The following is a 14,044-nucleotide window of genomic DNA, read 5'->3' as shown; positions in this document are numbered from 1 at the left end:
GAAAAAAGATTTAATTATGATTAAAGAAGTCCAGGGTAAAATTCCAAAAATTGGCGAGGATTGTTTTATTGCTGAAAACGCCACAATAGTTGGGGAAGTTAGCATGGGAAACCAATGTAGTGTTTGGTTCAACGCGGTTATACGAGGCGATGTTCATTACATAAAGATTGGGGATAAGGTTAATATTCAGGACGGTGCGGTAATTCATTGTACCTACAAAAAATCGCCAACCACCATTGGTAACAACGTATCTATTGGACATAATGCCATCGTACATGGCTGTACCTTAAAGGATAACGTATTGGTAGGTATGGGGAGTATTATCATGGACGATTGTGTGGTGGAAAGTAACAGCATAATTGCTGCAGGAGCGGTTGTAACGAAAGGAACGCATGTACCTTCTGGAAGTGTTTATGCTGGGATGCCCGCTAAGAAGATAAAGGATATCAGTCCGGAACTAAGTACAGGCGAAATCAATAGGATAGCGGAGGCCTACATTATGTATTCTGGTTGGTTCAAGGAAAATGATTAACCCATTCAGTAGGTCCAAATGGTCCTTAGAAGTATATTGCTTATTTTTGCAGCACTAAAACTAAAAAAAATGAACGCATATATTTTTCCCGGACAAGGGGCTCAGTTTGTAGGTATGGGACTAGATCTCTATGAAAAATATTCCATAGCAAAGGAAATGTTTGATCAAGCCAATGAAATTTTAGGTTTTCCAATTACGGAAACGATGTTCAATGGCACAGCAGAAGGATTAAAGGAAACAAAAGTAACCCAACCCGCCATTTTTTTACACTCCGTTGTGTTGAGTAAAATAATGGGTGAAAGTTTTAAACCAAACATGGTCGCCGGACATTCCCTAGGAGAATTTTCTGCCTTGGTAGCTAATGGCACATTAAATTTTGAGGATGGACTACAATTGGTGTCAAAAAGAGCATTGGCCATGCAAAAAGCTTGCGAACTACAAAAGAGTACTATGGCTGCGGTTTTGGGGCTAGATGATGAAACCGTTGAGAAAGTTTGTGCAGATACCCCGGGTATTGTGGTAGCCGCGAATTATAACTGCCCAGGTCAATTGGTGATTTCCGGAGAAGTAGAAGCGATAAATTTAGCTTGTGACAAAATGAAAGAAGCCGGTGCGCGAAGAGCACTTGTTTTACCAGTTGGGGGAGCATTTCATTCCCCGTTGATGGAACCGGCAAGGGAAGAATTGGCTTTGGCTATAGAAAACACAAGTTTTGCAAAGCCAAGTTGTCCCATATATCAAAATGTGACCACTACGGCAGTGAAGGAAGAAAAGGAAATCAAGAAAAATTTGATTTCGCAGTTAACCGCACCTGTTAAGTGGGCGCAAAGTGTACAAAACATGATTACCGATGGCGCTACGTTATTTACAGAAATTGGTCCTGGAAAAGTGCTTCAAGGTTTGGTAAAGAAAATTGATGCTAGCGTAGCGACCCAATCTCCAGAATTGGAATAATACGCAAAACTGACATTCTACTGTATTTCATCAAAGAAAAAACGATTTAATCTGTTTATTAAGGGCTTAGCAGTTTTTTTTAGTAATATTGACCCCCAACTTTTGCTGAACAGTGAGAACCGATTCAAAAATTGTAATTAGCAATTTAGATTAGTGCTATGAAATTGAAAGCTATTTTTTTTCTACGAAATACTTATAAAAAGACCATCTTTAAAAGATTACTTCATTTTTGCACACTGCTTTTAATCCTTATTTCGTTTACCAATGTTTATGGTCAAACGGTTAGGATTTCAAATGATGAAAATGCATCTGAGGGTATCCCAACTACCACAGGAAGTTTTGCTATAACTGTGGACGCCTTTACAGGCAATGGCTCGGTGGAGGTGAATTTTACAGTTTTGGGATCCAGTACGGCCACTTCAGGAGTGGATTATACGATATCTTTAGCGCCGGTTACTGTTAATTATGATTTTCTTACAGGTGGACAAGAAATTGTTGACGTGAATGTTTTGGACGATTTTGTCCTTGAAGGAAATGAAACGGTTACTGTCGTCCTTACTCCAAGTGCAAATTATAATATAGGTGGCTCAGGTCAAGCAACTGTTATCATAGCGGATGATGATACCGCTGCTTTAACCATAGATGAGGAATCGGCTCAGGAAGGAGGTAGTATAAATTTCACTGTTACCTTGGACAACGCCGTTTCTGCACCTTTTACCGTCGCTATAGGTTATATGGATGGAACGGCAAATGGTGGTGACGACTATAATGATGTTCCTCCAGCAGATCTTAGTTTTACGGGAACATTAGGAGAAACACAGCAATTTACAGTTGATACTTTTGATGATAATTTAGTCGAAGGGGCGGAGACCTTTACTGTGAACTTGACGTCTAGTAACAATGCCATAATTGATTCAGATACCGCAACTGGAACTATTCTTAACGATGATGTAGGTAGTGTCACAGTAGTAACCGATCCAGGACGCTTAACAACTTACGAAGATGGCGGCGGGGGAGGTAATAATGGTAGATTTGAAATCAATCTAAGTCAACCCAACACGACTGGAAATGATATTACTGTAACCTATATCCTTGAGGGTACTGCAACATCAACAGGTGCTGGACAGGATTATAATGTAAACGGTACTTTTGGGGAGGTTACTTTCGGGGATGATGATGATCAGGTTCGTATTAATGTAACACCAATAGACGATAATGTTGTTGAAGGCAACGAACCAGTGATTTTGACAATTACAGGGGTAAGTGGCAGCGCATATACTGCTGGAAGTCCAAGTTCCGCTACCGTTACTATTATCGATGATGATAACCCTGGATTTACAATTAATGAGAGTGGGTCGGGAACTACAACGTCTGAGCCGAACGACACGGATAGTTTTACGGTGGTTTTGACCAGTGCCCCTGCAAGCAATGTTGTACTTAATATCGTTTCATCAGATACGGGAGAGGGAACGACAGCTCCTGCAAGTCTGACCTTTACCGCGGCCAATTTTGATATTCCCAGAACAGTAACGGTTACTGGGGTAAATGACAACTTGGTGGACGGCCCACAACTATACGATATCACTGTGAGTGTAAATGATGCGAGTAGCGACGATGCTTTCGATACTCTTCCAGACCAAATAATCAATGCGACAAATACCGATGATGACGTCGCTGGTTTTGTAGTTACTGAGACCGGTGCTGGAACGACGACGTCTGAGCCAAATGTTACCGATACTTTTTCTGTGGTTCTGACAAGTGCCCCAGCTAGCAATGTGGTCCTGAACATAGCTTCGTCAAATACAGGAGAAGGCACGGTCTCCCCTGCAAACTTAACATTTACCTCTGCTAATTTTGCTAGTCCGCAGATAGTAACTGTAACTGGAGTTAATGATAATGTGTTGGATGGTGCACAGTTATATGATATAACAGTAAGCGTGAACGATGCCGCCAGCGACGATTCTTTTGATAGTCTTCCTGATCAGACAATCAATGCAACGAATTCTGATGATGATTCTGCCACATTAACTATTTCAGATATTGCCGTAAATGAAGATATTGCCTCTGGAAATTTAGTGTTTAATGTAACCCTTAGCGCAGCCGTAGCTGGTGGTACAACAGTGCCTTTTTCAATTTCCAACGGTTCTGCAACAGGAGGGGGAGTTGATTTTACCTTAACAACGAATAGTCCACTAAGTTTTGATGGTACTGCAGAAGAAGTCCAGCCTATTACGGTAGCCATTATCAATGATCAATTACTTGAACTGACGGAAACATTTACCGTGGAGTTGGGTAATCCTAGTAATGGGGTTACGTTAGCTGGAAGTGGGGGTGCTACCGGAACGATTAATGACGATGACAATTGTGTGGCTGCACCCACATTGAATATGGATGTTCCAACAACGTTTTGTGGCACGGATGGAGATATCATTTTTGCTAGTAACCCCGATGTTAATAGTCTAAATGACTATACCCAAAGTGTAAACAATGATCCTAATATTTCTTTGAGATGGAGTAGGGATTCAAACCCTTTGGAGGAGAATTCGTATTTGTCACCTAGTGAAATAAATTCAATTACCGAAGAATTCACGTACTATGGCTTCTTTCTAGACGATAATGGAACACCAACTAATTTTGATGACGATTGTGCCAGTGGGACCATAGAAGTTACTTTAGTACTGAATCCAATACCTGCTGCACCAACCGCTGAAAATCAAGAGCGCTGTGGACCAGGTACGGTCTTGCTAACGGCTACAAGTGCCAGTCCATCCGCTTCCATTAATTGGTATGATGCTTTGGATTCGGATACGCCTTTGGCAAGTGGTAACAGTTTTACTACGCCTAATCTAAATACATCCCGGTCGTATTGGGTTGAGGCTGAAGAAAACGGTTGTTTTTCTGAACGTATAGAAGTTGTAGTGACAATTGGCATTCAAGTATCAACAGGTACGGCTACCAATGCATCTATTTGTAGTGTACCCGAAAACGGCCCAACTATTATAGACCTTGATGATAGGTTAACCGGAGAAGGTTCTGGGGTATGGAGTGTAGATACCGACCCCTCCGGAATGGTATCTATCGATGGTTCCAATATCGTTGACTTTAGAGATTTGTTGGCAGGTGAGTACGTATTTACCTTTACAACCACAGGTTCAACAGCGCCCTGTACCGAAAATTCCATAAACGTCATTATAACGGTAAGTTCTTGTGAAACGGATGATGACAATGATGGACTTTTAGGTGGGGAAGAGGCTACTTTGGGAACTGATCCTAATAATCCGGATACCGATGGAGATGGTATTGAAGATGGTGTGGAAGTAGGTCCTGATACAGAAAATCCGCTGGATGAAGATGGTGATGGAATAATCGATGCCCTAGAGTCAAATACAGCCGATACCGATAGTGATGGAGTTAATGATCAACAGGATCCTGATAATGACAACCCTTGTATTCCAAATCGCGAAAATGGTATATGTGATTTTGATGGAGATGATATAACGGATAGCGATGAAATAACCAATGGTACGGATCCTGATAACCCTTGCGATCCAAATGCAGAGCACCCAAATTGCCTACCCATTGATTTAGAAGTTTTAAAGGCAGTGGATAATATAGAGGCTACCGTAGGGGATACCGTTACATTTACCATATCGGTAAATAATTTGGATACCACCCGAAATGCCAGTGAAATTGTTGTTGACGATTTTCTTGGGACTAGTTTTAACTATGTTTCGAGTAATGCTTCCGCTGGAACATATTCGGAAGTTACCGGTGAATGGTTAATTCCTCTAATAACGGAATTGGGCACCGAAACGCTACAAATCACGGCTACTGTTACGGAAAATGGAAATTATTCAAATACGGCAGAACTATTGTCCTCCTTACCTGTTGATGAAAACATGGTCAACAATACTGCATCAGTGCAATTAAATGTAGATTTACCAGAAGGAATAGATCTGTCTATAGTTAAAACAGTGGACGTACCAAATCCGTTGATTGGTGAAACAATTACTTTTACTATCACCGTAACAAATGAATCGGAAAATGGAGAAACTATAAATAACATTGCTGTTCAGGATGTATTGGATCAAGGAGAAGATGCCGATTATGAAATAGTTTCTATTTTGGATCCAAGTATAGGAACCTATAATCTAGAAACAGGACTTTGGCAAATACCTTCATTAATAAATGAACAAGAGGCTACATTACAAATTGTGGTCAGGGTTCTTTTTGAAGTTATTTTTGCAAATACAGCCGCTTACGTAAGTTCATCTCCCGCAGATAGCAATGCCGAAAATAATAGTAGTGTTGCCGAAGTAAATGTCAATGCTCCCACTCCTGCCGACCCTGGATTTTTATTCAATCAATTTTCGCCTAATGGAGATGGTACAAACGACATACTAAGAATCAACTTAAGAAATCCCATTACAGGATCTGTAGAACCTATTGTATATAAAATTCAAATTTTTGATAGGTATGGAAATTTAGTTTTTGAAACTCCAGAGGAAAGGACAGATCCTGAAATATGGGACGGTACATGGGAAGGGAAAGAAGCTCCAAAGGGCACATATTTTTACATATTAAATTATAATGTGGGTAATGGGCCAACTTTAGACAAAGGTTGGATTCAACTCATCAGGTAATATTTATGAAAAAGAGAATTTTTAATAAAATTTATAAGGTACTCCTATTCTCAGTAGTTCTCAGCATGAGCATAGCAAATGCTCAAAAGGAGCCTCAATACACGCAATACATGTACAATATTGGGAGTTTTAATCCTGCCTATGTAGGCTCCGTGCTAAGTCCAGAGATTACCGCAATGTATCGTGCCCAATGGATTGACATTCCTGGTGCTCCAAGAACTATTCGCGTTGGTGCGAATGTTCCAATGGCCAATGAAAAGCATGGCCTAGGTCTTAATATTGTAAATGATCAGTTGGGACCTGTATCGCAGACCTATTTTGATTTGGCCTATTCATTCCAAATAAACATTTCAAGTACTACTTATCTGTCATTTGGTATCGATGCAGGTGGTTCCGCACTGAATGTTGATTTTTCCAAAGGTACCTTTGAGAATCCTGGTGAGCCTATTTTGAATAGGCAAACGCTTAATGAATTTTATCCTACCGTTGGTGCGGGTTTGTTTTTATATAGTGATAACTGGTATTTAGGTACTTCTGTACCTAACTTTTTGACCGAAGGAATATATAATGATGATGTTGCCACCATTATTGAGGACCGCCTTCAATTTAATTTTATAGGGGGTTATGTTTTCAATCTATCGGATAATTTAAAATTTAAACCAGCATTTTTGATTAATTCACTTCAAGGAAATCCTTTGAACATGAATGTTTCTGCAAATTTTTTAATTTCGAACTCCTTTACAGCTGGTGCATCTTACAGAATTAACAATGCATTCAGTGGTCTTGCAGGGTTCCAAATTTCTCAGGGTATGTTCGTAGGCTATTCGTACGATTATAACACAAACTTATTGGGAGATTTTAATAATGGATCCCATGAAATAATTTTAAAGTTTTCTCTTGGTCTTAGCGGTGAAAATAAAACACGTAAAGCCAAGGATAAGGAACTTAAGAATAAACCAAAACAAATTGATTCTCCCAGATTTTTCTAAATTGAAAGGTATGAAGGTTAAAGAACTTATTTTTCTTCTAATAGTTGTGCTTCCCGGGATTCTGTTGTCCCAAGGTAAAAGCTCAAAGGGAGATAATTACTTTTATGGATATCAATATGAAAAGGCTATTGAGGAATATAAAAAGGAGGAGCGAAAAGGTCCGTTGACCAATAGACAGGTGCTAAATTTGGCCGACTCGTATTTTAAGGTGGGAAGTTATGGTAATGCCGCAGAGCTATACCAAGAAATAAATAAGAACGACACCATCATGAACGTTCATCAGTTTAACCAATTATTACAAAGTTTATCTAAAAGTTCTAGTAAGGATCGGGTGAAAACCTTTTTACATTCCAAGTCTCCTTTGTTGGCTAATGAATTAATGGACAATGCCGAGTTCAACTTCGAGATTTTGGAGGATGGGGTTATGGAGGCAAACGATTTAAATATTGAAAACCTTACAATCAATTCTCCTCAAACGGATTTTTCACCGGCCTTTTACAAGAACAAAATTTTGTTTAGTAGCAGTAGGCCTCTGGATTCCAAAGCGGTTTATGCACCTTCTGGTGAGTCATATTTGGATATTTATGAAGTTACCATCAATGAAACCGGAGCAGCTGGAAACCCTAGTGTATTCAATAAAATACCAAGTTCAAAATTTCATAAATCCACCCCTTTTTATTCAAAAAAAAGTGAAAGTTTTTTTTATATCCTATCCAATACTCAGGGTAATGAAATGGCTTTTGATGAGGAGGGAAAAAATGCTTTAGCTCTTGGAACTGTCTCTAACTCCGGTCAATTTAGATTTTTACTTAAAAATTTAAGTACTTCGTTCTATTATCCCTTCTATGACGACGAAACAGATAGGCTATATTTCGCGGCGAATTTTGATGATAGTTATGGAGGTACCGATTTGTATTATGTGTCTACAAATAGCGGCCAAATAATGTCAGCACCTGTGAATTTAGGTCCAAGAATCAATTCACCGGGAAACGAAATAGCTCCATACTTGTTTAATGGTAGTTTGTATTTTTCTTCTGATGTTTTTTATGGTTTAGGAGGAATGGATATTTATAAGTCAAGAATTCAGGACCGTGATGTTTACGGTATCCCTGTAAACTTAGGTAACGGTATAAATTCAAAGGAAGATGATTTCGGATTGATAATCAAACAAGAAAACGAAGAGTACACGGGTTTTTTCGCGTCCAATAGAAAAGGAGGAAAGGGTAAAGATGATATTTACAGTTTTCAGATGAACAATCCTCCTGGATTAAAGACTTTCGCTTTAAGGGGCAGGGTAGTGGATGTGTCCTCGAATCTCGGAATTGCGAAGGCTCAAATAAAACTACTTAGTGATAATGGAGATTTGCTAAAAGAATTATATACAAATGATGATGGAAATTTTACGGTTGAGGTACCATGGGTTAATCAAATTACAATCCAATCGGGTAAAGGCGAATTCTCGGAATATTCTAAAAATTATACCGGAAAAGAATTAGAGGAAATTCAAAAGCAATCCTATAATATCGAACTTTTAAAATTAGTGGACTTGCTTACAGAGGCAGAAGGAAAAAATGTTATAAAGCTGAAAAAATTCTTTTTTGCCAAGAACAAAAGTGATATTAACCCAGAAGTATCCACTGAATTGGATAAAGTAGTTGAAGCTGTAAAAAGTTTCCCAGATTTAAAAATAAGAATAGAGACTCATACCGATAGCAGGGGTTATGCCAGTACAAACAAGAAATTGTCTCAACAAAGATCCGATGCTATCAAGAACTATCTATTAAGTAAAAATGTTCCAGAGGAAAATATAATCGAATCAGTAGGGTATGGAGAAGAAAAAATCACGAACAACTGTACCGATGGCGTATATTGTTTGAATTTTCTCCATAAACAAAACGAACGTACATTAATAGAAGTTGTAAGTGAGTAACTTATTTCAATTGGCTAATACACACTCGCCACACTCCTTGATTTTTCCATAATAGGTGCCACGATACTTGTGCATTGTTCTATAGGGAATACCAAATGCAAATTTTTTAATGTAAGTTACATCAGTATATAAAACTCCCATTTTTTGAGTATACCTTTTTTCCTTTTTTGTTCTCCTTTTGATGGAAATAAGTTTCATGATTTTTTATTTATTTTCATTACAAAGGTCTAAAAATCAATATCCAATCCCAAATTTACTCGTTAGGCCCCGTCCATAAAGGTTTTAGGTAGGGTCAAAAAATGATGATCCAGAAATAGTACACGGAAAAGAGTGTAAGGAAAATTATACCCAAATAGGTTAGTATTTGCAGGGATTTATTGGGTCTAAATTTTGGGTTTACATCACTGCTCATTACATTTTTTAAATTCATGTAACCAATGAGTGGGGCCACCACGAAAGATACAAAGGTAGCCAATGCCACTAAATTCCCCATATTGGCTGCAAAAGCTGCTATAACGATATAATTTACTATGGCAAGTAGGACCACTGTAATGGCAAAATTTAGTTTTGTTTGGAGGGTGCCCTTTTTAGGAAATAACAAATCCAATATATCCAAACTAACTCGGCTTACTGCATCATGAGCGGTCATACATGTACTGAACATGGTAGCAAAGGCAGATATTGCTATGAAAATATAGGCCCATGGTCCTATATGGGTCGTGAATAGCTGCACAACTTGATCTGCAAAGCTAACTGCATTGTTGCTTAGGACTGTATTGGTGCCATATAAGGTAAACCAGCCAATCAACATAAAAAATATGGCGAGCAACCCCGTTAAGAAGTATCCGATATTGAATTCTTGGAGCGATTCCTTTAAAGTAGGTTTTTCTTGGGTCTTCCATTTTTCAATACTCCAAAGGCTAACCCAACTGGAAGCTTCGACCGTGGTGGGCATCCAACCCATTAGACCAATTAGGAATAATATACCGACTTCATTAAAGATGGGTGTAGGTTCAAAAGCCTCTATTGGACTCTTCTGACCGTTAAGTAGGACCAGACCGGTTGTTATTATCAGAGCAATAAACAAAATACTGACAACAAATTTTAGGCTGATTTCCAAAAATTTGTATTTGCCAACTATGAGTAAGGTGCTAATAAATACAAATAGCCCTAAAGCAACCATACTTATGGATACACCTGTGGTTTTAAATAGATTTATAAACAGGCCGGCCGTTACAGTATAAAGTGCCGCTAAAATTGTAAAGGTCGAAAAAAGAGTGATAAAGGCATAAAACCATAAATAGCCTTTTCCTCTATTTAGATACCCTTCTATAAGGGTTTTGTTGGTGACGCTGGTATAACGAACTCCAAACTCAAAAAATGGGTATTTAAAAACATTGGCCAATACGATTGGAATAACCATGACCCAACCATATTGTGCACCGGCCTTAGTCGACAAAACTAAATGGGAAGTACCAATGGCCATACTGGCAAAAAGTAATCCGGGCCCCAAGTTTTTAATTAGAATTTTAAGTTTGTCCATAATGAAATCGACCAGCAAGCTTCATTAGGCCTAAATTAATCATTCAATTTTAATTTCGTCCCCAGAAAATTTAGGACGTGTTTTTAATGCCAGATCGATAAACACTTTTACTCTTGCAAAATATTCCCGCAATTGAACTTTTAAGCCGGACTCAAGGGCAATATCTTCGGCATTATATCCTATGGCCATTAAATCAAACTTATGGGCTAGATAGATGGCACGCTCGTTATGGAATTTTTGTGAAACCACGGTAACTTCATCCAAGCCAAAAACCTCTTTGGCCCTTACCATGGAGTCCAATGTTCTGAAGCCTGCAAAGTCCAAAAATATTTTTTCGGAAGGTATTCCTTCTTTAATAAGGTCATTTTTTATTGTGGTCGGTTCATTGTAATATACACTGCCATTATCCCCACTTACTAAGATGAAATCAATTTTATGGGCCTTGTATAAGGAAACAATAGCGGCTATTCTATTGGCGTAGTATGGATTTGAACCTCCCCCTTTTACTTTTTTTGCCGTTCCCAGTATCATACCTACCTTGTTTTTTGGAACTTGGGATAAGGAATCAAAAGTTTTACCGATAGCAAAGGAATTGATGATGGTATTACTGGCAACTAGCGCTATTAAGGTCATGAATATTAAGGCAACCAATAATCTCAAAGCTTTCTTGCGCAACATCCATCAAATTTTTGAGAACATCATCAATGTTCTTCTTAAGTATCCAAAAATAGGCAATCTTTCATTGTGGTATCCAACAGGTGGGCAATCTTCTATACATGTTTAGTAATTTTAGTCACATACGTTTCTAGAAATGGGTATATCACTTCTATAAAGTGAGATTTAAAAGGCTTAATATCGAAATCCATACGGATTATTTCTTTTGCGTAAAATGACTGAAAACCAAATATAAAACACCACATGATAACCATGCCGGTAAGGTCACGAAGGACAAAAATATATTGAACTGAACGGACACATAATAGAAGATCCCAAAACTAAGGGCCCAAGCTAATAAAACGGACTTATTAAACTTTAAATTGGCCTTTTCGGCATAATCCTGCACTATTCCTACTTTATCATGGAAGAAATGTTCAAAAACGATTATTGCTCCCACAGGGGCAAGTACAAATCCATAAAAAGCAACAAAATCCAACAGTTTCATTGCGAATGCAGGGAATAGACCAGCGATGGTAGCAACAGTTCCCGCTAATATAGTTACCCAAAATGTCGTAGTTTTGGGCATAATGGCTTGGAATGCCAAACCTGCCCTATAGATAGTAGGATTGGCCGTTGTCCAACCCGCAAGTACAACCGCGATGATTCCAAAAACGCCTATCGCATTATATGCCAAGGGTCCCGGGGCTACCGTAGGGGCCTCGCCAATTCCTAGTAAATTCTGTGCTTCCGGTGTTCTAATGTAAACAGCATATAATAATGCCGCAGCTATCCATGCCATATAATGGCCAACATACATTCCCGCTGCCGATGTCCATCCGGAACTGGCCTTTTTTGCGTATCGAAACACGGATAGGTCGGACATACCAATATGCATAGCGGCATTGGCAAACCATGACCAAAAGAAAACATGCCAGAAAGTATATTTTATTTGTCCGGGAAAAGGTTCCCCTCCATCTCCCCAGATATTCCAAAAATCTGAAAAACTTTCAACTCCCAACTGCTGTAACGCAACAATGCCACAAACAACAAATGCCAATACAATGACTGGTGACATCCAATTGGCTGCTCTGGATACCATTTCATAACCTTTTGAGGCGATGAGCGAAATCACTGCCCCAATGACCAAAACAATTACAATCCACGTAACTCCATTGGGCATGGTATCCGTGAGTTTGGGCATTTCCATATCAAACGGAATACCCACTGCCGTGGCGGAGACTGTAATCATAGATCCTGCCAAAAAACAGAATAGGATTCCATTGGCCAAATTATAGGCAATTACCAGTTTCTTGCCACAGATTTTTTCCAGTTGGTAGTATAAGGTCAGTCGTCTTTTAACGGCTATTTCAGATGTTAGGAATCGCCAACTCAACACGGCCATTAGGTTACCCAATAACAAACCAATGATTAGATCAAAGGCACTAACTCCAGTAGTGAGAAATAGGGGGCCAATTACAAATTCGGTTCCTGCGGCGTGCTCACCCGCATACATACCCAAGAAGCTTTTCCAGCTTTTTAATTTGGATTGAGGTACGGGTTCCCTTTCAAATTCACCGCCAGCGATTTCCTCAATTTCTTCCTCAATATTGAACTGACTCATAAAGTATTGTTTAAGTTGGTTATTGTTTAATGAGATGGTTTGGCAAATCCTCAACCTTTTTGCAGCATAACTGATCCATCACCTGTTGAAATTGGGTTTTGAGCATGCCTATGGTATGATCTCCACCTTTTGGACCCAGTGCACCTACGCCGTACATAAAGGAACGTCCCATAAAGGTGAATTTAGCACCACTGGCCATAACCCTCGCAATATCGGGTCCTGAACGTAGGCCGCTATCCAGCATAATTTCTATTTGGTTACCATATTTGTCGGCAACGTCCTGTAGGGTGCCAATGGTGGATTGTGCGGCATCTAATTGCCTTCCGCCATGATTGGAAAGGATGATTCCATCAAAGCCCATTTTAATAGCATCTTGGGTATCCTGCTCCGAGGCCACACCTTTCAATACCAATTTGCCCTTCCATTTGTCCCGTATGGGTTTTATTTTTTCTGCATTAAGTCGACCGGAAAAGGTCTTGTCCATAAAAGCCCCTAATTGTTTTAAATTAAGCCCTTCTGGCGTATATGGTTTTAGGTTTTCGAAGGTGGGTTGTCCGTATTTTAAGGTATTGAATGCCCAAGTAGGTTTTCCCAAAATTTGTAGGATGTTGGCGATGGACATTTTTGGAGGTAGGGCCAGTCCGTTCTTAAAATCACGGGGCCTGAACCCAAATGTGGGAACATCACAGAGTAATACCAAAACTGGGCAACCTGCCGCTTGTGCCCTATTAATGATATCGTCCCTAATGGCATCATCTACGGGGTTGTATAACTGAAACCAGGCATTACCTTCGGTCAACTCACTCGCTTTTTCAATGTTCATCGTAGTTACCGTACTTAAAATGAAGGGAATGTTGTGTTTGAAAGCTGCTTTTGCCAAAATGGCCGGTGAGTTGGGCCACATCAAACCCTGTAATCCCACTGGAGCAATCCCAAAAGGTGCGTCGAATTCCATTCCCAACACCTTGGTCTTGGTGGAGCTGGTACCATAATTTTGTAAATATCTGGGTTCTAACTGTAGCTCCCGGATATCGTTGGTATTTCTTGCCAAACTTACATCCTCGTTACAGCCTCCGTCCAAATATTCAAAAGCAAATCTGGGAACCCTAGATTTAGCTTTGTTTCTTAAATCGTCTACCGAGGGATAATTTGAGTCAAAATTTTTGGCCATTGCT

Annotated in this window: 9 protein-coding genes; 5 read left to right on the top strand and 4 right to left on the bottom strand. The window is 39.3% G+C overall.

What is annotated here, in order from left to right:
* Positions 1-13: 13 nt before the first annotated feature.
* The 5 genes from PP182_RS01330 to PP182_RS01310 all read left to right on the top strand — a co-directional run bounded on the left by PP182_RS01330 (position 14) and on the right by PP182_RS01310 (position 9,048).
* Entirely contained in the window at positions 14-532 is a 519-nt protein-coding gene (locus tag PP182_RS01330; RefSeq protein WP_272649979.1) for a gamma carbonic anhydrase family protein, read from the top strand.
* A gap of 69 nt (positions 533-601) precedes the next feature.
* Positions 602-1,486 carry an ACP S-malonyltransferase gene (fabD, locus tag PP182_RS01325; RefSeq protein ID WP_272649522.1) on the top strand — a complete coding sequence of 295 codons (885 nt, stop codon included), beginning with the start codon at positions 602-604 and terminating at the stop codon, positions 1,484-1,486.
* A 158-nt stretch (positions 1,487-1,644) separates the two neighbouring features.
* Positions 1,645-6,129, top strand: coding sequence for a Calx-beta domain-containing protein (locus PP182_RS01320; RefSeq protein ID WP_272649521.1), 4,485 nt, complete (start codon positions 1,645-1,647; stop codon positions 6,127-6,129).
* Between the two features lie 5 nt (positions 6,130-6,134).
* Positions 6,135-7,118 carry a PorP/SprF family type IX secretion system membrane protein gene (locus PP182_RS01315; protein WP_272649520.1) on the top strand — a complete coding sequence of 328 codons (984 nt, stop codon included), beginning with the start codon at positions 6,135-6,137 and terminating at the stop codon, positions 7,116-7,118.
* 10 nt (positions 7,119-7,128) lie between these two features.
* Entirely contained in the window at positions 7,129-9,048 is a 1,920-nt protein-coding gene (locus tag PP182_RS01310; RefSeq protein WP_272649519.1) for an OmpA family protein, read from the top strand.
* A gap of 292 nt (positions 9,049-9,340) precedes the next feature.
* On the opposite strand, the gene PP182_RS01300 is transcribed toward PP182_RS01310, so the two are convergent.
* The 4 genes from PP182_RS01300 to PP182_RS01285 all read right to left on the bottom strand — a co-directional run bounded on the left by PP182_RS01300 (position 9,341) and on the right by PP182_RS01285 (position 14,040).
* The gene (locus tag PP182_RS01300; RefSeq protein WP_272649517.1) at positions 9,341-10,591 is read right to left on the bottom strand and encodes an NRAMP family divalent metal transporter; all 1,251 of its coding nucleotides are present in this window, start codon (positions 10,589-10,591) and stop codon (positions 9,341-9,343) included.
* A gap of 39 nt (positions 10,592-10,630) precedes the next feature.
* Positions 10,631-11,269: a SanA/YdcF family protein gene (locus PP182_RS01295; protein ID WP_272649516.1), complete on the bottom strand. Its 639-nt coding sequence runs from the start codon at positions 11,267-11,269 to the stop codon at positions 10,631-10,633.
* Positions 11,270-11,462: 193 nt separating this feature from the next.
* Entirely contained in the window at positions 11,463-12,869 is a 1,407-nt protein-coding gene (locus PP182_RS01290) for a purine-cytosine permease family protein (protein ID WP_272649515.1), read from the bottom strand.
* Between the two features lie 19 nt (positions 12,870-12,888).
* Positions 12,889-14,040, bottom strand: coding sequence for an alpha-hydroxy acid oxidase (locus PP182_RS01285; protein WP_272649514.1), 1,152 nt, complete (start codon positions 14,038-14,040; stop codon positions 12,889-12,891).
* Between the last annotated feature and the right edge of the window lie 4 nt (positions 14,041-14,044).

This window comes from Maribacter sp. PR1 (assembly GCF_028464145.1).
Taxonomy (GTDB): Bacteria; Bacteroidota; Bacteroidia; order Flavobacteriales; family Flavobacteriaceae; genus Maribacter.
Note: the sequence above shows the minus strand (reverse complement) of the source record. Positions and strands in the feature narration are given on the sequence as shown.